This is a genomic window from Actinoplanes sp. NPDC023714 (genome assembly GCF_040639855.1).
Lineage (GTDB): Bacteria > Actinomycetota > Actinomycetes > Mycobacteriales > Micromonosporaceae > Actinoplanes.
Genome location: NZ_JBFAAR010000002.1, coordinates 609,491 through 630,713 on the forward strand (window position 1 = coordinate 609,491; position 21,223 = coordinate 630,713).

Sequence of the window (21,223 nt, forward strand, 5' to 3'; positions counted from 1 at the left end):
GCGGAAAGTTCACCCTCCCGTGCACGGCTCCTGGTCACGACCACCAGCTCGTGCAGAGAACTTCGGACTTTGACAGCGTGGCAGTGCGGCTAGGCCGTGGCCAGGCGGCTGCGGATCACCAGGGCGTCGAGGGCATCGACCGCCGCCGGATCCGGGTGGTCGGGGAGGGATGACGTGTCCCGGGCCTGTTCCAGCTCGGCCCTCAGCCGCGGGATGTCGGCGGCGAGGTGGGCGGCGGCCTCGGGCGGGAAGGGGGCGTGCTCGGCCTCGCGCTTGCGGCCGATCAGGTCCGGGACGTAGGGGAGGGACCGGCCCAGCACGGCCAGGTCGGTCTCCAGCCGGCCGGTGCGCATCAGGTGGATGCCGGTGAGCAGGACCCGCAGGGTGTACAGGGCCGGCTTCAGCTCGCCGGTGCGCTGGTGGAGGCGCTCCTGGGTGGCGGCGAAACCGAGGTAGTGGTGGGCGTGGTGGCGGGTCAGCAGGCCGGGCGCCAGGGCGATCAACGATGCGTGCACCTCGCTGGTGACCACCACGAGCGGGGAGAGCAGCTGCTCCAGGACGTAGCCGTTGCGGCTGTTCAGCAGGCGGGCGAACTTGAGCAGGTCGTGGCTGACGACGTCGAGCTCGACGCCGTCGCGGACGCCCTCGTGCTGCAGGGTCTCCGGGCCGGTACGCAGGCCGACCACCTCGGCGGCCGGCAGCAGGTGGGCGGCGCGCAGGTCGAGGTCGGAGTCGACGGAGGCGAAGCCGTACAGGTGGGCGCCGCTGACCGTCGCGAAGATCAGCGGGTAGGGGAGGGCGCGGGCGGTCTCGGCGGCCCAGGCCGGCACGTCGATGGTCACAGGTTGTGCTCCCGGATCTCGTGCAGCAGGGTGTCGATGCGAATCCGGTCCGGGTGCTCCGGCAGGGCCGTCGACGCGGCCGCCGCGGCCAGGTCGGCCTGCAGGTCCGCGGACCAGGCGGTGACCTCGGGCCAGGGAACGTCGCCGCGCTTGACCGCGAGCAGCCGGTCGCGCAGCGGGGTGACGTCGACCAGGACCTCGCCGGTGCGCAGCACGTGGGCGCCCGCCATCAGCAGGCGGATCATGTGCATGGCCTGCTTGTGGTTGGTCTCGCCGGTGCGGGCCCGGCGGGCGTCGACCTTCTTGAGCTGGTCGCGGGCGTAGCTGCCGTACGTCTCGGCAACGCGCCGGGAGAGGAACGCCTGCCGTGCCCCGCGCAGGGCCGCGCCGTCCGGCGTGATCGTCTCGACGAGCGGCGACCAGAGGACTTCGAGGACCGTCGGGTTCGCCTGCGCCGCGAGCGCGCAGAAGCGCTCGACCTCCCAGTTGAACTCCTCGTCGCGGGGGCCGTCGAAGTGCGTCGGGGGCTTGTCGAGGCTCCAGAAGGACCGGGTGGGCGCCACGAAGACGCCCCGCCGGTCGTGGTCGGACCCGGGACCGGACAGTCCGTAGGCCCGCGAGCCGACCACGACCGACAGTGCGAGGCCGATCATCAGAGGTCGATGACCGTTCCGTCGATCTCGTCGAGCTCGGCGGCGGTCAGCGCGGGACCGGCGAGGGCGGCGATGTTGTTCTCCAGCTGGCCGACGCTGGAGGCGCCGATGATGAGGCTGGTCATCCGCTGGTCGCGCAGCGCCCAGGAGAGGGCCAGCTGGGCGAGGGACTGGCCGCGGCGCTTCGCGATGTCGTTGAGCGCGTGCAGCCGGCCCATGGTCTTGCTGTCCAGGGCGCTCTCGTTGAGGAAGACGCTGGTGCGGATCCGCGAGTCGTCCGGGATGCCGCCGAGGTAGCGGTCGGTGAGCAGGCCCTGCTGCAGCGGGCTGAACGCGATGCAGCCGGCGCCGGCGTCCTCGAGGGTGTCGAGCAGCCGGTCGTGCTCGATCCAGCGGTTGAGGATCGAGTAGGAGGGCTGGTGGATCAGCAGCGGGGTGCCGAGGTCCCGCAGGATGCCGGCGATCTCCGCGGCCTGCGCCGACTTGTAGTTGGAGATGCCGACGTAGAGCGCCCTGCCCGACCGGACGATCGCGTCGAGAGCCGCAGCGGTCTCGTAGAGCGGCGTCTCCGGGTCGGGCCGGTGGTGGTAGAAGATGTCGACGTAGTCGAGGCCCATCCGCCGCAGCGACTGGTCCAGCGACGACACCAGGTACTTGCGCGATCCCCAGTCGCCGTAGGGCCCGTCCCACATGGTGTAGCCGGCCTTCGTCGAGACGATCAGCTCGTCCCGGAACGGCTTGAGGTCGCCGGCGAGGAGCCGGCCGAAGTTCGCCTCGGCGCTGCCGGGCGGGGGGCCGTAGTTGTTCGCCAGGTCGAAGTGGGTCACGCCGAGGTCGAACGCGCGGCGCACGATGGCGCGCTGCGTCTCGAAGGCGCGGGTGTCGCCGAAGTTGTGCCAGAGGCCGAGGGAGATGGCGGGGAGCTTCAGGCCGCTGCGACCGGAGCGCCGGTAGGTCATGGCGTCGTAGCGGGTGGAATCAGGGGTGTACGTCACACACCACACCCTAGGACGGTGATCCCACCGGGTGCGCGCTGGTAGGTTGGTCGTGCCGGCAACACCTGTGCGGAAGAGACCGTCCTCGCGACGGCGCCGAAGGGGCAAACCCTCCCCGGAAAACTCTCAGGCAGAAGGACCGCGTGGGCAGGCGCTCTGAAGTACCCGTCTGGGTATGACAGAGGGGGAGGTTGCGTGCCGACCTTCTCAGAGAGCCTGGAGTCGCCCATGACGTCACCCTTCGTACCCCGTCACATCGGTCCGGGTTCGGACGAGCAGACCCACATGCTCAAGGCCGTCGGCTACAACTCGCTCGACGAGCTGATGGACGCCGCCATCCCGGAGTCGATCCGGTTCCACGGTGAGCTGGACCTGCCGGCCGGCCTCTCCGAGGAGGAGACGATCGCCGAGCTGCGCGCGATCGCGAGCCGCAACACGGTCGCCACCCCGATGATCGGCCTCGGCTACTACGGCACGCACACCCCCGCGGTGATCAAGCGGAACGTGCTGGAGAACCCGGCCTGGTACACGGCGTACACCCCGTACCAGCCGGAGATCAGCCAGGGCCGGCTCGAGGCGCTGCTCAACTTCCAGACCATGGTCACCGACCTGACCGGGCTGACCACCGCCAACGCGTCGATGCTCGACGAGGCCACCGCGGTCGCCGAGGCGATGACGCTCGCGCGGCGCGCCTCCAAGGTCAAGAGCCAGGTGTACGCCGTGGACGCGGACACGCTGCCGCAGACGCTCAGCGTGCTGCGCACCCGGGCGGAGCCGCTCGGCATCGAGGTCGTCCTGGTCGACCTGGACGCGGCGGAGCTCCCGGAGGAGTTCTTCGGCCTGCACCTGCAGTACCCGGGCGCGTCCGGCGCGGTCCGCGACCACGCGGCGCTCGTCGAGGCCGCGCACGCCCAGGGTGCCCTCGTCACGGTCGCGGCCGACCTGCTGGCGCTGACCCTGCTGCGCGCCCCGGGCGAGATCGGCACGGACATCGCGGCCGGCACCACCCAGCGCTTCGGCGTGCCGCTCGGCTTCGGCGGCCCGCACGCCGGCTACCTCGCGGTGCGCGCCGGGCTCGAACGCTCGCTGCCGGGCCGGCTCGTCGGGGTGTCCAAGGACGCCGACGGCGCGCCCGCGTACCGGCTGGCGCTGCAGACCCGCGAGCAGCACATCCGGCGGGAGAAGGCGACCAGCAACATCTGTACGGCGCAGGTCCTGCTCGCCGTCATGGCCAGCATGTACGCCGTCTACCACGGCCCGCAGGGTCTGCGGGCGATCGCCGAGCGCGCCCACGACCACGCCCGCGCCCTCGCCGGCGGCCTGACCGCCGCCGGGATCGAGATCACCCGGCCGGTCTTCTTCGACACCGTGACCGCGCGGGTCCCGGGCCGCGCCGCGGCGATCGTCGCGGCGGCCGCCGCCGAGGGTGTCGACCTGCGCCTGGTCGACGCCGACCACGTTTCGGTCTCCACTGACGAGACGACCACGGCCGCGCACGTCGCGACCGTCCTCGCGGCGTTCGGCGCGACCGTCGCCGGCCCGGCCGACGTGTCGCTGGTGCGCCGGACCACCGAGTACCTGACCCACCCGGTCTTCAACACCCACCACTCCGAGACCGCGATGCTGCGCTACCTGCGGAAGCTGTCGGACTCCGACTACGCGCTGGACCGGGGCATGATCCCGCTCGGCTCCTGCACGATGAAGCTGAACGCCACCACCGAGATGGAGGCGGTCACCTGGCCGGAGTTCGCGAACATCCACCCGTTCGCGCCGGCCAACCAGACCCAGGGGTACGAGGACCTGGTCGCCCAGCTGGAGTCCTGGCTCGCCGAGATCACCGGCTACGACGCCGTCAGCGTGCAGCCGAACGCCGGCTCGCAGGGTGAGCTGGCCGGCCTGCTGGCGATCCGCGGCTACCACCGCTCGCGCGGCGAGACCCACCGCGACGTCTGCCTCATCCCGTCCAGCGCGCACGGCACGAACGCGGCCAGCGCCGTGATGGCCGGCATGCGGGTCGTCGTGGTGGCCTGCGACGCGGACGGCAACGTCGACATGGACGACCTGGCCGCCAAGATCGAGAAGCACCGGGACAACCTCTCGGCGATCATGGTGACCTACCCGTCCACGCACGGCGTCTACGAGACCCGGATCGCCGAGCTCTGCGCCCAGGTGCACGAGGCCGGCGGCCAGGTCTACGTCGACGGCGCGAACCTCAACGCGCTGGTCGGCTTCGCCAAGCCCGGCAAGTTCGGCGCCGACGTCAGCCACCTCAACCTGCACAAGACGTTCTGCATCCCGCACGGCGGCGGCGGTCCCGGCGTCGGCCCGGTCGCGGTCCGGCAGCACCTCGCCGGCTTCCTGCCCGGCAACCCGCTCGAGCAGGGCGACCACCACGCCGTCTCGGCGGCCGCGCACGGCAGCGCCGGCATCCTGCCGATCTCGTGGGCGTACGTGCGGATGATGGGCCCGGACGGGCTGGCCGCGGCCACCGCGGCGGCGGTCCTCGCCGCGAACTACACGGCGGTGCGGCTGCGCGAGCACTTCCCGGTGCTCTACGCCGGCGACAACGGCCTGGTCGCGCACGAGTGCATCCTCGACCTGCGGCCGATCACGAAGGCCACCGGGGTCAGTGTCGACGACGTCGCGAAGCGGCTGATCGACTACGGCTTCCACGCGCCGACCATGTCGTTCCCGGTCGCCGGCACCCTCATGGTGGAGCCGACCGAGAGCGAGGACCTCGCCGAGCTCGACCGGTTCATCGCCGCGATGATCTCGATCAAGGGTGAGATCGACCAGGTCGCGGCGGGCGTCTGGCCGAAGGACGACAACCCCCTGGCGAACGCGCCGCACACCGCGGCCGCGGTCTCCGCGGACGCGTGGGAGCACGCTTACCCGCGGTCGGTCGCCGCGTTCCCGGCCGGGGTGGACCGGGCTGCGAAGTACTGGCCGCCGGTGCGCCGCATCGACGGGGCGTTCGGCGACCGGAACCTGGTCTGCTCGTGCCCGTCGCCCGAGGCGTTCGAGGACTGAGCCGGACCACGTCCATCGCTTGCGCAGGTCGCGGTCCTCAACGGGGGATCGCGGCCTGCGCCGTCTTCAATTCGTTACTCTGCGTACTCGTGGGGCCCGTGTTGAACCGGGCGCGAGCGCGTGGTCGATCTAGGCGGCGAGCGCGTGCACAGCCGGGCCCCGGTGCGGCTCGATCATGGTGCCGTCCGGGAGGATCTCGCCGGTGTCCTCGAAGATGATGACCCCGTTGCAGAGCAGGCTCCAGCCCTGCTCGCAGAAGGTCACGATGACCTTGGCGGCCTCACGGTCCGTCGCGTCGGCTGATGGGCAGGGGTTCGTGTGCTGGCACATCTCGGTCGTTCTCCGTTTGGGGGCTGTGTGAAGGTTCACAAAGTCGGTGTCGGACGTTACCTCACATGGAACGACGGCGGTTCAACCCGGTGACGCCGATTCCTTCGCGGTCCGCGTCTTCGATGGTCCACGGGACGGGTGCTGTCGACCACTGTTCGCCGGCTCCTTCCGGGGCTCCTCCGGCGGCGCCGGCCGCCTGCCAAGCCCGTCACCATGCGTTACGTGTCTTCCGGTGGCACCGGGGTGATCCCGGTGACCCTGCCGAGCTTCTGTCCGCATTCCTCGCGGACAACGGACTGCCGGTGCGAAACCTTGGCCGAACGGATGACAAAAACAAGACGTTCGGCGATGGCACCATTTGCGGGGCGGCACTCTACGTGTCGGCGGATGCCGGATGCGTGATGGCGGGCGCTGCTCTCGGGGCACCCTCTCCGGTGCCCGGTGTGCCGGACGTTTATGCCGTCGTCTACCAACATTTCTCGAAAAATCCGGACAAATCGGTTGGGTCGGGCCGCCGTGGCGGCTGGCGGCTCGGGGAATGGCGGGACAGCTGGACCCGATCGGAGCACGCCGACGCGGTCTCCCGGGTGCGCGCCGCGATCGGCCGGGGCGACGTCTACCAGGTCAACGTCGTCGGGCACGCGTCGGCGGCGTACCAGGGCGACCCGCTGCCCGCGCTGCGCCGGGTGGCCGGCCTGCCCGGGGCCCGCTACGGCGGGGTGCTGGCCGATCCGGCCGGCGGCTGGGCGCTGGCGACGGCCTCGCCCGAGACGCTCGTCGAGGTCCGGGACGGCCGGGTCGTCACCCGCCCGATCAAGGGGACCCGCCCGGCCACCGCGGCGGGGCTGCGCGAGCTCCTGGCGTCGGAGAAGGAACGGGCCGAACACGTCATGATCGTCGACCTGGAGCGCAACGACCTCGCCCGGCTGCCGGGGACGGGCCCGGTCGTGGTGGACGAGCTTTTCGCCGTACGCAAATGGTGTGATCTCTGGCAGGCGGAGTCGGTCGTCAGCGCACCCCTCGATCGCCGGGTCGGCCTCGCGGATCTTCTGCGGGCCGTGCTGCCGGGCGGCAGCGTCACCGGGGCGCCCAAGATCGCCGCCCTCGCGCAGATCGCCGCGCTGGAGCCGGTGGGCCGGGGCGTGAGCATGGGCGCGGTGGGCTGGATCGGACACGACCACCTCGACCTGGGGCTGAGCATCCGCACCGTGGCGGCGGACGGCACCCGGGTGCACGCCTGGGCCGGCGGCGGGATCACCGCGGACAGCGACCCGGTCGCGGAGGTCGACGAGGCCGCCGCGAAGGCCCGGCCGATCCGGTCCGCGCTCGCCTCATAGCCCCCTCATAGCCTGCTCCGAGCCGTCTCTACCGGTTACGTGCCACTGTCGGCGTCCACCCCCGATCCGGGGGTTCCAGCGCGTAGTTTCACCCTCGCGCGGCACCGACAAGATCCACAGTGGCACCCCGTGCCCGGGAGGCGAAACCATGCTTGAGCTGCTCGACAAGCCGGCCCCGCGCCGGACTGTCCGGTCCGGGATCCGGATCCGCGTGATTCCGCCGGCGGCCACCCGGCGGGCCGGCTTCGAGCAGTTCGCGCGGGCGTTCGTGGCCCGCCTGCACGGCAGCGCCTACCAGCTCTGCCACGACTGGCACCTCGCGCAGGACCTCACCCAGACCACGCTCACGAAGCTCTTCCAGGGCTGGGAGCGGGCCCGGGAGAGCGACAACCTTCCCGCGTACGCCCAGAAGATCCTGCTCCGGGTGTACCTCGACCACCGCCGTCGCCGCAGCTCCACCGAGACCCGGCTGCCGGCGCTGCGCGAACCCGCCTACGAGATCAGCCCCGACCTGCGCCTCGACCTGCTCGGCGCGCTGTCCCGGCTGCCCGCCCGGGACCGGGCCATCGTGGTGCTGCGGTACTTCGCCGACCACAGCGTCGAACAGGTCGCCGCCGAGCTCGGAGTGCCCGTCCAGGTGGTGAAGAGCCAGACCCGGCGCTCCCTGATCAAGCTGCGGCACATGCTCGGCGCGGACCGGCCCGCGCTGTTCGCGTAACTTCTCCCTCATGACAGTTCGGCCTATCCGCATCTTCGGCGACCCGGTCCTGCGCACCGAAGCCGACCCGGTCACCGACTTCGACGCCGCCCTGCGGGAACTGGTGAAGGACCTGGAGGACACGGTTCGCGAGCCGGGCCGCGCCGGGGTCGCCGGCCCGCAGATCGGGGTGAGCCTGCGCGTCTTCTCGTACAACGTGGGCGGCGTCGTCGGCCACCTGGTCAACCCGGTGCTCAGCGACTTCGAGGGCACCCAGGCCGACGAGGAGGGGTGCCTCTCACTGCCCGGGCTCGGCTACGAGACCGTACGGGCGCAATCGGTCACCGCGACCGGCTTCGACCAGTACGGCGAACCTCTCGTGATCAAGGGGGAGGGCTTTCTGGCCCGCGCCCTGCAGCACGAGGTCGATCATCTCGACGGCCGGCTCTACATCGACACCCTGGTCGGTGACGTGCGCCGGCAGGCGTTGCGCGAACTGCGCCGGATCGTGCCGCGGTGAACTCGCCTTCGTCGCCTTCGTCGCCGTCCTCGCCTGATCGTGCCGTGGTGGCGTCGCCGCCGGAGCGACCCGCCGCCTCCCACCCGGAACGACCCGCCGCCTCCGATCTGGAGCGGCTCGCCTCCGCCCACCTGCGGGCCGGCGATCCGACCGGGTGGTTCGAGCCGCTCTACGCCTCGTCCCCGGCGGTGCCCTGGGACGTCCCGGAGGCGAGCGCCCACCTGCGGGCCCACCCGCTGCCCCCGGGCGAGGGGCGGCGCGCGCTGGTGGTGGGTTGCGGTCCGGGCCGCGACGCCGAGCACATCGCGGCCCTGGGGTACGCCACGACGGCCTTCGACATCTCACCCACGGCGATCGACCTGGCCCGCAGCCGGCATCCGTCGAGCGCCGTCACGTATGTGGTCGCCGACCTCCTGAATCCACCGGCCGGCTGGCGGCACGCCTTCGACCTGGTGCTGGAGAGCAACAACGTGCAGGCCCTGCCCTCCGCGCCGTTGTCACCCTCCTCCCCACCCTCGCCGACTTCTCCCTACGCGCCGTCCACGCCATCTCCGCGCTCCTCGCTGTCCTCGCCGTCATCTCCGTCCTCGATCCGCGCCGCGGCGATCACGGCCGTCGGCGAGTTCGTGGCACCCGGCGGCACCCTGCTCGTTTTGGCCGCGGCCGCAGTGGCCGGCGGCGACGGCCCGCCGTGGCCGCTGACCAGGGACGAGATGACGGCGTTCGCGGTAGGCGGTCTGCGGATGGTGTCCCTCGAGCAGACGGCCGCGCCGGGGTCGAGACTGCATTCCCGCTGGAAGGCCGTCCTGACCCGCTGATCCACCCGCCTTTCGCCGTCAGAAGGCGGCCGCTCCGGCCCCGGCCACCTTCTGACGGCCTTCCGGCTGCCCCCTTATGGCGGCAGATTCGGCTGTCACCTTCTGGCGGCCTTCCGGCTGCCTCGCCTGACGGCCTTTCGACTGCCCCCGTCCGACGGTCTTTCGGCTGCCCCCTTATGGCGGCCTTCTCGGGCTGCCCCTTCATTGCCGCCTTCGGGCTGCCGCCTTCGGGCTGCCGCCCTCTGCTCGGCCGCCGGCCGCCCGGGCGGCCGGCGGCCTCTGCCGGGCGCGTTCCACCTCGCCGCGCAGGTCGGTTCCACCCAGGCCCATCCAACCTAGCTTCCTAGGGCGCCTTAGAGGGTGTGCGCTGGGTGGGGACGGCGGGGCAGTTCACTGCGAGAGGCCCGGGCTCTTCAGCCGGCGAGGGCTCCCGTTGGTGATCGCGGACGGAACTTCGTCATGCGCGAAAGCGGCCGGCCGGGGCGGGGCGCGGGAGCGGGCACGATGCTCGGCCGCGGGGAACGCTGGCGCCGGGTTCGCGCAGGTCGATGTGAGGGTGGCGATATCGGGGCGCGCCCGATTGATCGGTGCCACTACAGTGTGCCCGCATACATCGAACGGGGAGTTGTTTTGCGCGTCACGCGTCTCATCGCCGGTGCTCTCGCCGGTGTCACCACCCTTACCGTCATCGCCGGCTGCGCCGGGGACAAGCTCGAGGCCCTCGAGCCCAAGCTGGAACTGCGCAACGCCGCCGAGCAGCTCGGCGAGGCGAAGCAGGCCGGCTTCACCATCAAGATCAACGGCAGCGCTGACGACCTGGTCGCCGCCGCGAAGCTGGACGCCGCCAAGTCCGGCGATCCGGAGGACGAGCTCACCGACGAGGACGCGAAGGTTCTGCGTCAGCTGTTCAACTCGTCGTTCACCATCGCCTACGACAAGGCGGGGGAGGGCGTCGAGGACGACCGTGGCTCGATCGCCGCGACGGTCGACGGCGTCTCCGGCACCGAGATCCGCTACGTGGACAAGACCATGTTCATCAAGGCGCCGATCACCGAGCTGGCCACCAAGTTCGGTGCCAGTGCCGACGACATCAAGACCCTCAGCGACCAGGCGGTCGGCTCGCTCGGCGGCCTCGACGCGTTCTTCGCCGGCAAGTGGGTGTCGATCGACAGTACGAAGCTCGGCGACCTGGCCGAGACCGGCGCCGGCGTGCCCGCCAAGGACGTCGAGGAGCAGAAGGTCCTCGCCGAGCTCTCCACCAGCGCGGAGAACCTGCTCGAGGGCGCGGACATCGTCCGGGACGAGAACGACGACACGCACCTGGTCGTCACCTCCTCGACGGCGAAGGCATACACCGAGATCGAGCGCCTGGTGAAGGCCCTCGACTCGTCGCTCGCCGAGACGGTCAAGCCGTCGGCGGCGCCGCTGGACAAGCCGGTCGTGCTCGACCTGTGGATCAAGGACGGCAAGCTGACCGCCGCCGAGATCAACATGCTGCAGTTCATCGACGGCGCCACCGGCCGGGTCGCGCTGCGGCTCGAGGTGACCACCGGCGCGGCGATCGACGCCCCGCAGGACGTCACCAAGATCGACGTGGACGGGCTGCTGAAGTCGATGAAGACCCCGCCGTCCCTCGGCGCCGACACCGGCGCCGGCGCGGACCTCACCGAGGCGGAGCTGAAGGAGCTCGAGGAGCTGCTCGGCGGCGCCACCCCGGCGGCCACCAACTGATGAGTTCCACGGACACGCGGACCGGGTCGGCCGACCCGGTCCGCGTTCTTCTGCTCTGCCTCGCCGCCGTGGTCGCGACCATCGGCGTGCTGCGGTACTCGGCGGCGCTCGCCCTGCTCGGCGGGCTCGCCGTGCTCCTGCTGCTCGCCCTCACCCCGGCGCTGGCGGGCCGCCCGCTGCCACGGGCCGGCCTGGCGCTGCTCGCCGTCGTGCTGCTGACCTGGTATGTCCCCACGCTCGGCGACGACTGGCCGCGCGAGCAGCTGGTCCGGGCCGTGATCGTGGCGGTCTGCATCACCGCAGCCTGCGCGGCGCTCTTCACCGGCACCGCGCCGGGCGGCGGCACCGCGCTCGGCGGGCTGTTCTTCGCGCTGCTCGTCTACGCGTCGATCAGCAACGCGGTGCATCTCTGGAACCTCACTCAGGACCTCGGCGAATACATGGGGGTCTCCGTCGAGGTCGAAGGCCACGACTACGGGGTGCTGACCCTGCTGGCGGCGGCCACGCTGCTGGTCGTCGGCGGCCGCCGCGGACCGGTCAGGCGATCGAGTCCAGCTGCTTGACGGTCGCCTCGTCGAGCACCAGCGAGGCGCCTGCCACGTTGGCGCGCAGGTGCGCCGCTTTCGACGTACCCGGAATGAGCAGGATGTTCGGTGAGCGCTGCAGCAACCAGGCCAGCGCCACCGCCATCGGCGTCGCACCGAGCCGCTGCGCCACCGCGGTGAGCGTGCCGGACTGCAGCGGCGAGAAGCCGCCGAGCGGGAAGTAGGGAACGTAGGCGATGCCCTGCGCCGCCAGGTCGTCGATCAGCCGGTCGTCGCCGCGGTTGGCCAGGTTGTAGAAGTTCTGCACGCACACCACCGGCGCGATCGACTGCGCCTCGGCGATCTGCTCGGCGTTGACAGTGGACAGCCCGAGGTGCCGGATCAGGCCCTGCTCGCGCAGCTCGGCGAGGGCGCCGAACGGCTCGGCGATCGAGCCCGGCTCCGGGTCCTGCAGGCCGCCCATCCGCAGGTTCACCACGTCGAGCGCGTCGAGGCCGAGCCGTCCGAGGTTGTCGTGCACCTGCCGGCGCAGTTCCTCCGGCGATCGCGCGACCGGCCAGGCGCCCCGTTCGTCGCGGCGGGCGCCCACCTTCGTGACCAGGTGAAGATCTCGAGGGTACGGGTGGAGAGCGTCACGAATGATCTCGTTCGTGACGAACGGCCCGTAGTAGTCGGAGGTGTCGATGTGGTTGATGCCGAGCTCGACGGCGGTGCGCAGCACCTCGACCGCGCCGGGCCGGTCCGCCGGCGGGCCGAAGACGTGCGGCCCGGCCAGCTGCATCGCGCCGTAACCGAATCGGGTCACCGCGAAGTCGCCGAGCCGGTAGGTGCCGCCGGGAAGTGTCGTCGTCTGTGTCATGCCTCCACGGTGCCGCGCTCCGGCGGCTTCGTTCAGGGTCTGCTCTTCCTAGGAGTGACAGGGCCAGGATGCGGTGTTTCTAGGCTGATGGCATGAACGCGTTGGGGGAGTACCTTCGAGCGCGCCGGGCCCAGGTCGGCCCGGCCGAGGTGGGGATTCGCGCGGTCGGGGTGCGGCGCACGCCCGGGCTGCGCAGGGAGGAGGTGGCCACGCTCGCCGGCATCAGCGCCGACTACTACCTGCGCCTGGAACAGGGCCGCGACCGCAACCCGTCGCCGCAGGTGCTCGAAGCCATCGCCCGGGTCCTGCTGCTCGACGCGGCGGCGACGCGGTACCTGCTGGGGCTGACCGTGGCCCGGCCGCGGCGGCGGGTCGCCCGGGACGCGGTCCCGGCCGGGATCCGGCAGCTGCTCGACGTGGTGGGGCTGCCCGCGTTCGTGGAGAACCGGCACTACGACGTGCTGGCCGCGAACCGGCTCGCCACCGCGCTGTCGCCGGAGATCCGGCCCGGCGAGAACCGGCTGCGGTCGATCTTCCTGGATCCGGCGGAGCGGCTGCTCCACCCGGACTGGGAGCACGCGATCGGCGGGATGGTGGCGTCGTTCCGGGCCTCGGTGGCCGAGGAGGTGGACGATCCGGCGGTGGTGCGGCTGGTCGGGGAGCTGTCGAGGGGCAGCGAGGAGTTCCGGGCGCTGTGGGCGCGGCACGACGTGAAGGCGCCGTCGGGCGGGTCGGTGCGGATGGCGCATCCCGAGGTCGGTGAGCTGACCCTGCGGCGGGAGAAGCTTACGGCCGGGGAGGCCGGCGGGTTGCTGCTGGTCGTGTACCACGCCGAGCCGGGCTCGGAGAGCGCCCGCTCGCTGGGGTTGCTCGGCTCACTGGCGGCCGCCGAGGCCGCGATCGCGGAGTGACCGGGTGCTCCCGGCGTACGGAATAGGGGTTGATCTATTGATCTTGTCGGCTATCCTCGCGCGGTGCTCTTCTCCCTGATCGGCAACGCGGTGGCCGGATACGGCCTGGCCTGGACCGCGCGGCGGCAGCTGGCCGCGGTGCTGCTGCCGGTGCTCGCCGTGGCGGTGCTGCTGCTGGCGGCGCTCGACCTGGCGCTCGGCTCGGACCGGACCGTGATCGTCAACGGGGTGCTGCTGCTCGGCGGGGACGACGGTTGGTGGCGGCTCGTGGTGGTGCCGGCGTGCTGGCTGTTCGGGCTCTCGGCGGCGGCGCTGGTGGCGGCCGGGGCGGCGCGCGGCAGGCAGGTCCGGGCGGGCCGGGCGCTGGTCGCGGCGGGGCGCAGCTTCCCGGTGTACGCGGCCGGGCTCGTCGCGATCGCCGGGATCACCGGGCTGGCGCTGCTGCCGGTCACCTCGGCGGGCGGCGGGTGGTTCGCGGTGGCGCTCGCCGTCGCCGTGCTGGGGTGCGCCGCCGTGGTGGCCGCGCGGATGCTGGTCGGGCTGGTGGCGCACCGGCTCGGCGGGTCCGACTGGGCGCTGACGCGGGGGCGGGTGGCCGGTACCGCCGGGGCGTTCCTGCTCGGCGGGATACTGGTGCCGGCGGTGGCCGCCGGTCTGCTGCCGCCGCTGTCGCCGGTGTTCCCGGCCCTGGGGTGGATCGCCGAGGTGGCCGGCGCGCTGGCCGCGGCCGTCGTCGTGGCGGTGCAGGCGGGCATCCTCGCGCACGTCTACCTGGAACAGCGCGGGCACGACCGCATCGGCGAAAAGGGCGAAGCGGCGGCCGATCTCGCGGCCGTCGACGCGCGCCTGGACGACTGGACCGGGCCGCGCACCCGCCTGCTGCCGATCGCGGTCCTCGCCGCCGCGGCCCTGCTCGTCCCGGCCGGTCTCGCCGCCGCCAACCCCACCCACCTGCCGTCGGTGCGCTCGCACGCGGACAGCACCACCAGCGTCGCGGCGGTGGCCTGGCCGGCCGGCGGGCATCCGACGATCGCGACCATGACCGGCGCGCGGTTCTGCGACAACGACCTCTGCGACCGGTATGCGAGCGTGAACGGCGGGCCGGCGGTCTACGACGGCCGGGGCGCGGCCGGGATCAGCGCCGACGGGCGGACCGTCGTGAAGGCGATGGTCAGCGGCGGGCCCGGCGACGGCGGTCCGTTCGTGCACTATGCGCGCTGCACCCGCGGCGGCTGCCCGGAGGCGTGGGTGCCGGTGCGGGCGTCGGCGCGGGAGCAGGCCGACCGGCCGGAGATCGGCGCGGCGGTGGCACCCGACCAGGCGCTGTGGTTCGTGCTCGCGCACCCGGCCGGGCCGCGCTGGCGGATGACCTTCCTCCGGTGCGGCGAGGTGGGGTGCGAGCGGCCCCAACGGTACGAGGGGAGCAGCCTCGAACGGCTGACCTGGGACGACGGCCCGACCACCACCCCGCGGGTGCTGCTCACGATCGACGGCGACGGCCGGCCGGTCGCCACGGTCCGCACCGGCACCGCCGCGGCGTCGCTGACCTGCTGCGACCGGCCGACCACCGGGTCGAGTTTCGTCGGGCACCCGGTGTCGGCCTGGACCATGGCCGGCGCCGAGGCGGTGTCGCTGGAACCGCACCTGCTGCGGGTCGGCGACCGGATGCTCGACCTGCCCGGCGGCGCGGTCGCGGACCGGTCCGGCGCGATCGCGGTGAGCGGCACGTCCTACCTGGTCACGGCGGCCGAGGAGACCACCCGTCCCGGGCTGCGGGTGAGCGTCGGCGCGACCGGCGGCACCGCGGGCCACTGGCAGCAGGTGCTGTGGCGCTGCGACGCCGGCCGGTGCGCGCGGGAGGTGCTGGACCGGTTCGGCGCCGCCCCGCAGTCGCCGGAGGCGCTCGCCGTGGCCGCGGACGGGCGGGTGCTGATCGTCCGGCAGGACGCGATCCTGCTGGTGTCGGCGTAACCGTTCGGGGCCGCGCACAGCGGAGGCGAATCGTTCGGGGCCGCGCACAGCGGAGGCGAATCGTTCGGGGCCGCGCACAGCGGAGGCGCGTACCGTGCCGATGTCATGGGCACCGTGGACGAGACACATGACGGGGACTCCTGAGCGTCCGCGCGCGGCCGCCGGCGTTCCGCCGGAAGCCCACCGCCGGGAGGTGCTCCGCCGGTGGCGGCTCGTGCCCGGCCCGGTGCTGGGGGCGCGGGCCACCACCACCTGGCAGGTGCGCCGGGGCCGGACCCCGCTCGTCCTCAAGCAGCTGCCAGCCTCGGTGTCCCCGGACTGGGCCTATCCGATCCGCGTCGCCCGGGCCCTGCGCGAGCGGGGCTGGCCCGCCCCGGTGCCGGTCGAGGAGCCGGTGACGGCGGGCGGCAGCACCTGGCTGCTGCTGCCGATGCTGCCCGGGCGCCCGCGCGCGGCCGGGCCGGTCGAGCAGCGTGACCGCGGGCGGCTGCTGGCCCGGTTGCACGCGTCGCTGGCGGACACCGGGATCACCGGGCGGCGCGGCGGCTTCCCGGACCTGGCGGCCGGGCTCGTGGATCCGGCGCTGGAGGAGACGCTGTGCCGGTACGAGACCCGGTTCCCGGAGCCGGGACGGCTGCTACGGGTGTGCCGGGACGCGACCGCCGCCTGGTTCGCCGCGCACGACACCTCGGCGGCGCCGCGCGGCGTCATCCACGGCGACTTCACCCCGTGGAATCTGCTGTTCGACGGGGACCGGCTGACCGGCCTGCTCGACTTCGAGACCTGTCACCACACCTTCCAGGTGGCCGACTTCGCGCTGTCCTGGCGCGGCCGGTACGCCGAGGTGATCCGCGGCTACCGCGAGGTGCGGCCGCTCTCCGCCCTCGAGGACGCGCTGATCCGGCCGGCGTTCCGGGCCTGGCTGTTCCTCGGCGCGGCCGACGCCACCGACTTCTCCTGGCAGCTCGGCAAACTGGCGCACGATCCGGAGATGATCCGATTAGCATCCTATCGTCCTAGGATGCTCTAGGGGCAGTGCGGCGAGCCGCACCCCACGACAAAGGGACGGCTGCGCCGACGACCCTCCGCGAGGCTCTGGGCAGAATCGGGCGCATGCATATCGAGATCGTCGACTACGACCCGTCCTGGCCGGCCCGGTTCGCCACGGTGGGGGCGGCGCTGCGGGCGGCGCTGGGCCCGGTGGCGGTACGGATCGACCACATCGGCTCGACGTCGGTGCCGGGGCTGGCCGCGAAACCGGTCGTGGACATCCAGGTGTCGGTGGACCGGCTCGAGCCGGACGCGTCGTTCCGCGAGCCCCTGCAGGAGCTGGGCCTGGTGTTCCGGGCGGAGAACCCGGACCGGACCAAGCGGTACTTCCGGGAGCGGCCGGGGGATCGCCGCACCCACATCCACGTGCGGCGGGCGGGCAGCTTCGCCGAGCAGTTCGCGCTGCTGTTCCGCGACTTCCTACGCGCGGACGCGGCGACGGCGGCCGAGTACGCGGCGCTGAAGCGGGCGCTGGCCGTGGACTTCCGGGAGGACCGGCACGGCTACACCGACGCGAAGTCGCCGTTCTTCTGGGAGACGATCCGCCGGGCCGCCGACTGGACGCAGGAGACCGGCTGGGAGCCCGGCCCCAGCGACTGCTGATGCCCTGCTTCCTATCTTCCTAGGACGCTTTAGAGGCAGTGCGGCGAGCCGCACCTCGAAGAACCAGAAGGACGGCTTCGCCGACCACCCTCAGAGGATCACGAAGTCCGGGGGGTCGTGGCGCAGGAAGTCGTGGTGGGAGATGTCCCAGCCGTACGCGCCGGTGCGCGCGAAGACCAGACGGTCGCCGACCCGCAGCCGCGCGACGTGCCGGCCGCGGGTCAGCACGTCGCGCGGGGTGCACAGCTCGCCGACGGCGTCGACGGCGACGTCGCTGACGGACGGGCGCGGGTAGGGGCGGTCCCAGTCGTCGACCGGCAGGACGGTGAACGGGTGGCTGTAGCCCCAGGCGGCGGGCAGCCGGAAGTGGTGGGTGCCGCCGCGCAGCACGGCGAAGGTGCGGCCGTGGGTGGTCTTCAGGTCGAGGACCTCGGCGGCGTACCAGCCGGCGTCGGCGGCGAGCCAGCGGCCGGGTTCGAGGACGAGGTCGACGCCCGGCGGCACGGTGACCCGCGACAGCGGGGTGACGTCCATCGCGGCGGCGCTCTCGTAGTCGACCCCGAAGCCGCCGCCGGCGTTCACGACGCGGAGCGGTATCCCGTACGCCTGGGCGGTCCTGAGAGACCAGCCCACCGCTTCGGTGAGGAAGGCGGCGTGCGCGCCCCCGTCCAGGTTGTTGGAGACGGCGTGCAGGTGGAAGCCGATCACGCGCAGGCCGGGCGGCACGGCTTGCAGGGCGTCGGCCAGCTGGGACTCGTCGACGCCGAACGGGGTCGGCACGCCGGTCATGGCGTGGCTGCCGTGCAGGGCCGCGCCGGCCCGGTTGACCCGGACGCAGATGTCGGCGGAGAGGCCGAGGCCGGCCAGCCGCCGCATCTCGAAGACGCTCTCCACGTTGATGAGCGCGCCGGCCCGGACGGCGGCGGCGAGCTCGGCGTCGGTCTTGCCGGGGCCGCCGAAGACGATCCGGCGGGCGCCGGCCGCGACGGCGAGGGCCAGCTCCCCGCCGGAGGCGACCTCCAGGCCGTCGGCGGCGGCCGCGAGCGCGGCGACCACCTCGGGGTGGCCGTTGGCCTTCACCGCGTACAGGAAGGAGGCGCCCGGCGGCAGCGCGGCCCGCAGCGTGGCGGCCCGCGCGGCCAGCGCGGGCCGGGAGTAGACGTAGGCGCAGGCCGGGGCCGGCAGGCGCCGCAGCGCCCGCGCGACCGGGGCGGGAAGATCAGCCATGCAGGGGGTTTCCTACAGGCCGGTAGAGGTCGCCGCCGCCGTCCAGGCGCATCCGGACGAGGGCCTTGTGCGGGATGGTGGGGGCGATGAAGAAGGCGTGGTCGGGGTGGCCGCCGAGGGCGTCGTAGGTCTCGTCGACGACGCCGCGGACGAGGCGCCAGGCGTGGTCCTCGGGCAGGGCGTGGGATTCCTGCAGGCGGATGACGAGCTCGCCGAGGTGGGCCTGCAGGGCGGTGTAGCCGAGTTTGGCGCGCAGCACGTCCTCGTCGCCGGTGCCGACGACGGAGCCGGGCCACAGGTCGAGGTGGTGGCCGGCGGCGGCGAGCCGGCCGGGGTGCAGGCGCAGGCCGGCGAAGTCGCGCAGGGCGAGCCGGTGCGGGCGGCCGGCGACGAAGGTGGGCAGGCAGTTCTGCAGGTGGGCTTCGAGGGCGACGCCGCGGGTGGCGAGGCGCAGCAGGGGTGGCAGCAGCAGCCGCGTGTACGCGGTGAGCCAGCCGGCCGGGGTGAGCCCGGACGCGTCGACGAGCCCGGCGAGGACGGTGGCGCCGGTGGCCGGGTCGTGGGCGGGCAGGGCGCCGCCGGGGACGGCGGTCTCGCCGGGCTGGAGCCGGTCGTGCAGGCCGTCGCGGACGATGGCGGACAGGTCGCGGCCGCTGCCGGCGGGTACGGCGGCGCCGGCGGTCTCGGCGAGCAGGAACAGGCGGTGGCCGTCGGGGTCGCCGGCGACGAGGCGGTGCAGCAGGGCGGAGAGGGCGGGGCCGTTGCGGGTGCTGGCCACGCTGATGCTGCGGCGGGTGGAGGTGACCTGGATGTCCAGGGAGAGTTTGAGGTATCGGCCCAGGGCGGGCAGGAACAGGGTGCGCAGGGCGGCGGTGGGGACGGCGTCGAGGTGGCCGTCCATGGCGAGCAGGACGCGCTCGGTGAAGAGGTCGCGGTAGCGGTCGGCGACCAGGTCGAACTGCCAGGCGTGCACGGGCTGGGCGCGGTATCCGGCGGGGGCGGCGGGCAGGCCCAGCCGGGCGCCGAGGTCGTCGCCGAGGTGGTGGTCGTCGCGGACGGCGAGGAACCGGACGGCGGTGTGGACGGCTTCGAGGTCGTGGGCGAGGACGTCGCCGGTGTCCCAGCCGAGCCGGGTGCGGCCGCAGGGGTGCAGGTTGTGGCCGGCCACGGCGAGCCGTTCGAGCCGGACGGCGTCCAGGTCGGCGTTCTCGAGCGGCTTCATCCCATTGAATCTGGACAGAGCCACCGCCAAGTTGATCACCGCGTTGCGGATCTCGGCGGCGAACGCCCCGGCGTCGATCCCGGTCAGCAGATCCACCGGGTCGGCGACCCCGGCCTCGTCGTACTCGACCCGGTCGAAGGCGTGGACCCGCCCGCCCGGCGCCACCGGCACGATCCCCTCGCGCACCAGGGCGGCCCGCAGCCGCCGGCCGACGGTGTCCGCGGCCTGCGGCAGGGCGGCGAGGAAGCCGTCGACGAGTTCGGGGGCGTGCACGGCGAGGGCGGCCTCGGTGTGCGCGGCCGCGGCGGCGAGCCGCCCGGTGCTGACACTGCGGATGGTCATGAGACTCCTTCACGCCGCCATCGGGTTGGGCAGGTGGGTCCAGATGTCGTCGAGCGGGTTCTCCGCCAGCCGCATCGCGGTGGTGGCCTTCACCGGGAGCGGCTCGCTGAGCAGCGCCGCGGTGTCGGCGGAAGGGTCGGCGCGCATGCCGGCGGCCAGGATCTTCCAGAGGTGGGCGGGGTCGGCGTCGAGGGCGCCGATCAGCTGGGTGGCGACCGTGCCGAGGGCGGCGGCGGCCAGCTTGGTGCGCAGCTCGGTCTCGTCGTCGGTGGGGATGTCACCCTTCAGGCCGAGGTCCTGCCGCAGGCGGCCGGCGTGCACCCGGACGCCGCCCAGATCGCGGTAGAGCACCCGCGTCACCCGGCCGTCCCGCATCACCAGCAGCGTGTTCTGCCCGTGCGCCTCCAGCGCGACGCCGCGTTCCAGCACGCGCGCCAGGGGCGCGAACAGCACTCTGCCGAGTTGCTCCATCAGCGCGTACGGGTCACCGGCCGCGCGCAGGAGCATCGGGGACGCGGCCAGGACCCCGAGCGGCACGGCCGTCTCCCCGGCGGCGAGCCGCGGCGCCTGCCGGATCAGGTGGGCGAGCCGCCGGTCCGGCCCGTCGTCGGTGATCACGGCGCCGGCCGCGGTCTCGGCGAGGACGTCGATCGGCAGGTCGGCGGTGATCCTCTCGAGCAGGGCGGAGAGGATCGGGCCGTTGTGGACGGCGGCGGGGGAGACGGTGCGGACCGCGGAGGTCATCTGGACGTCGACGGCGGTCTTGACGTGCGGGCCGCCGCCGACCGGGGCGACGGTGCGCAGCGACATCAGCGGCCGCACCGGGCGGGTGACGCCGGCGCTGGTCAGCCACGGGTACTGCGCCATCAGCCGGGGGGCCTGCCACGGGTGGGCGTAGAGGATCGGCATGCCGCCGCCGTGCCACCGCCCGGCCGGCACGCGCAGCCGGCGCAGCCGGATCACCGGGCGGTGCTCGGGGGCGTAGGCGAGCACGTCGGCGACGGTCATCCCGGCCCGGGTGCGGCAGCAGGGGTGCAGCGGGTGGCCGTCGACGAGCGACTGCTCCAGTCGCGCGAGGCTCTCCGGTCCGGTGGGGATCGTCTCGGGTACGGCGTTCGCCCGCGCCAGGGCCAGGTTGGCGACGCTGTTGTCGACCTCGGCCACCAGCCGGCTCCCGGGCCACCGGGTCGCCACCAGCGCGACCGGGTCGTCGGTGTCCACGACGGCCGCCGGCGGGGGCAGCGGCTCGCGGGCGACGGCGAGGCGCAGCCGGTGCAGGATCGCGGCGCGGGCGCCGGGCAGGGCGGCGTCGTAGGCGGCCACCAGGCCGGGGCGCAGCGCGGTGAGCTCGGCGCGGGTCTGCGCGGTTCCGGCGGTGGGTGGGGGCACTCCCTCATTGTCCGGGTGCGGGCGGGTCCTGTCGTCGCGGGGCGGCGCGACGCGAGCGACGACACATCGCGATCATGGGCGTGTCGCCGCCATTTCGCCGCGGCGTCGAATCCGATAAATTCTCGTATCCGGTCGGGTTCGTCGAAGGGGA

Annotated in this window: 19 protein-coding genes and 1 riboswitch; of the genes, 11 read left to right on the forward strand and 8 right to left on the reverse strand. The window is 73.2% G+C overall.

The genetic code is table 11. From position 1 onward, the window contains the following. Positions 1 to 89: 89 nt before the first annotated feature. From AB0G10_RS10705 to mgrA, 3 genes are read right to left on the reverse strand one after another with little or no spacing between them, the layout of a single operon-like run. Positions 90 to 842, reverse strand: a complete 753-nt coding sequence (locus tag AB0G10_RS10705) for a nucleotidyltransferase domain-containing protein (protein WP_360918572.1) — start codon at positions 840 to 842, stop codon at positions 90 to 92. Beyond that, a complete protein-coding gene (locus AB0G10_RS10710) occupies positions 839 to 1,495 on the reverse strand; it encodes a nucleotidyltransferase domain-containing protein (protein ID WP_360918574.1) in 657 nt (218 codons plus the stop codon). Before AB0G10_RS10710 ends, AB0G10_RS10705 begins: the two co-directional genes overlap by 4 nt. Then, on the reverse strand, positions 1,495 to 2,490 hold the full coding sequence (mgrA, locus tag AB0G10_RS10715) for an L-glyceraldehyde 3-phosphate reductase (protein WP_360918575.1): 996 nt from the start codon (positions 2,488 to 2,490) through the stop codon (positions 1,495 to 1,497). Before mgrA ends, AB0G10_RS10710 begins: the two co-directional genes overlap by 1 nt. A 60-nt stretch (positions 2,491 to 2,550) precedes the next feature. Then, a riboswitch (glycine riboswitch) is annotated at positions 2,551 to 2,642 on the forward strand. A gap of 76 nt (positions 2,643 to 2,718) precedes the next feature. Here mgrA and gcvP point away from each other — a divergent pair. After that, positions 2,719 to 5,520 (forward strand): aminomethyl-transferring glycine dehydrogenase, encoded by a 2,802-nt coding sequence (gcvP, locus tag AB0G10_RS10720; protein ID WP_360920679.1) that lies wholly within the window; start codon positions 2,719 to 2,721, stop codon positions 5,518 to 5,520. A 129-nt stretch (positions 5,521 to 5,649) separates the two neighbouring features. On the opposite strand, the gene AB0G10_RS10725 is transcribed toward gcvP, so the two are convergent. Beyond that, positions 5,650 to 5,850, reverse strand: coding sequence for a DUF5999 family protein (locus tag AB0G10_RS10725; RefSeq protein WP_127552083.1), 201 nt, complete (start codon positions 5,848 to 5,850; stop codon positions 5,650 to 5,652). A 122-nt stretch (positions 5,851 to 5,972) separates the two neighbouring features. Between AB0G10_RS10725 and AB0G10_RS10730 the strand changes: the two genes are divergently transcribed. The 6 genes from AB0G10_RS10730 (at position 5,973) to AB0G10_RS10755 (ending at position 11,516) form a co-directional block, all read left to right on the forward strand. Continuing rightward, a complete protein-coding gene (locus AB0G10_RS10730) occupies positions 5,973 to 7,187 on the forward strand; it encodes a chorismate-binding protein (protein WP_360920682.1) in 1,215 nt (404 codons plus the stop codon). Positions 7,188 to 7,335: 148 nt separating this feature from the next. Beyond that, positions 7,336 to 7,905: a sigma-70 family RNA polymerase sigma factor gene (locus AB0G10_RS10735; protein ID WP_360918577.1), complete on the forward strand. Its 570-nt coding sequence runs from the start codon at positions 7,336 to 7,338 to the stop codon at positions 7,903 to 7,905. Positions 7,906 to 7,915: 10 nt separating this feature from the next. Then, positions 7,916 to 8,404 carry a peptide deformylase gene (locus AB0G10_RS10740; protein WP_360918579.1) on the forward strand — a complete coding sequence of 163 codons (489 nt, stop codon included), beginning with the start codon at positions 7,916 to 7,918 and terminating at the stop codon, positions 8,402 to 8,404. Next, positions 8,401 to 9,222, forward strand: a complete 822-nt coding sequence (locus tag AB0G10_RS10745; RefSeq protein ID WP_360918581.1) for a class I SAM-dependent methyltransferase — start codon at positions 8,401 to 8,403, stop codon at positions 9,220 to 9,222. Before AB0G10_RS10740 ends, AB0G10_RS10745 begins: the two co-directional genes overlap by 4 nt. 630 nt (positions 9,223 to 9,852) lie before the next feature. After that, positions 9,853 to 10,953 (forward strand): hypothetical protein, encoded by a 1,101-nt coding sequence (locus tag AB0G10_RS10750; protein ID WP_360918583.1) that lies wholly within the window; start codon positions 9,853 to 9,855, stop codon positions 10,951 to 10,953. Continuing rightward, the gene (locus tag AB0G10_RS10755) at positions 10,953 to 11,516 is read left to right on the forward strand and encodes a hypothetical protein (protein WP_360918585.1); all 564 of its coding nucleotides are present in this window, start codon (positions 10,953 to 10,955) and stop codon (positions 11,514 to 11,516) included. Before AB0G10_RS10750 ends, AB0G10_RS10755 begins: the two co-directional genes overlap by 1 nt. Here AB0G10_RS10755 and AB0G10_RS10760 read toward each other — a convergent pair. Continuing rightward, a complete protein-coding gene (locus tag AB0G10_RS10760) occupies positions 11,491 to 12,357 on the reverse strand; it encodes an aldo/keto reductase family oxidoreductase (RefSeq protein WP_360918587.1) in 867 nt (288 codons plus the stop codon). The two genes, AB0G10_RS10755 and AB0G10_RS10760, sit on opposite strands and share 26 nt — an antisense overlap. A gap of 92 nt (positions 12,358 to 12,449) precedes the next feature. Here AB0G10_RS10760 and AB0G10_RS10765 point away from each other — a divergent pair, with 92 nt between their 5' ends. The 4 genes from AB0G10_RS10765 (at position 12,450) to AB0G10_RS10780 (ending at position 16,892) form a co-directional block, all read left to right on the forward strand. Further along, the gene (locus AB0G10_RS10765) at positions 12,450 to 13,268 is read left to right on the forward strand and encodes a helix-turn-helix transcriptional regulator (protein WP_360918588.1); all 819 of its coding nucleotides are present in this window, start codon (positions 12,450 to 12,452) and stop codon (positions 13,266 to 13,268) included. Between the two features lie 63 nt (positions 13,269 to 13,331). After that, positions 13,332 to 15,239 carry a hypothetical protein gene (locus AB0G10_RS10770; protein ID WP_360918590.1) on the forward strand — a complete coding sequence of 636 codons (1,908 nt, stop codon included), beginning with the start codon at positions 13,332 to 13,334 and terminating at the stop codon, positions 15,237 to 15,239. 127 nt (positions 15,240 to 15,366) lie between these two features. After that, positions 15,367 to 16,269 (forward strand): phosphotransferase, encoded by a 903-nt coding sequence (locus AB0G10_RS10775; RefSeq protein WP_360918592.1) that lies wholly within the window; start codon positions 15,367 to 15,369, stop codon positions 16,267 to 16,269. An 83-nt stretch (positions 16,270 to 16,352) separates the two neighbouring features. Continuing rightward, a complete protein-coding gene (locus AB0G10_RS10780; protein ID WP_360918594.1) occupies positions 16,353 to 16,892 on the forward strand; it encodes a GrpB family protein in 540 nt (179 codons plus the stop codon). A gap of 90 nt (positions 16,893 to 16,982) precedes the next feature. Here AB0G10_RS10780 and AB0G10_RS10785 read toward each other — a convergent pair whose 3' ends face one another. From AB0G10_RS10785 to AB0G10_RS10795, 3 genes are read right to left on the reverse strand one after another with little or no spacing between them, the layout of a single operon-like run. Further along, the gene (locus AB0G10_RS10785; protein ID WP_360918596.1) at positions 16,983 to 18,119 is read right to left on the reverse strand and encodes a type III PLP-dependent enzyme; all 1,137 of its coding nucleotides are present in this window, start codon (positions 18,117 to 18,119) and stop codon (positions 16,983 to 16,985) included. After that, positions 18,112 to 19,683 carry an IucA/IucC family protein gene (locus AB0G10_RS10790; protein WP_360918598.1) on the reverse strand — a complete coding sequence of 524 codons (1,572 nt, stop codon included), beginning with the start codon at positions 19,681 to 19,683 and terminating at the stop codon, positions 18,112 to 18,114. Before AB0G10_RS10790 ends, AB0G10_RS10785 begins: the two co-directional genes overlap by 8 nt. 9 nt (positions 19,684 to 19,692) lie before the next feature. After that, positions 19,693 to 21,072, reverse strand: a complete 1,380-nt coding sequence (locus AB0G10_RS10795; protein WP_360918599.1) for an IucA/IucC family siderophore biosynthesis protein — start codon at positions 21,070 to 21,072, stop codon at positions 19,693 to 19,695. Positions 21,073 to 21,223: the final 151 nt, after the last annotated feature.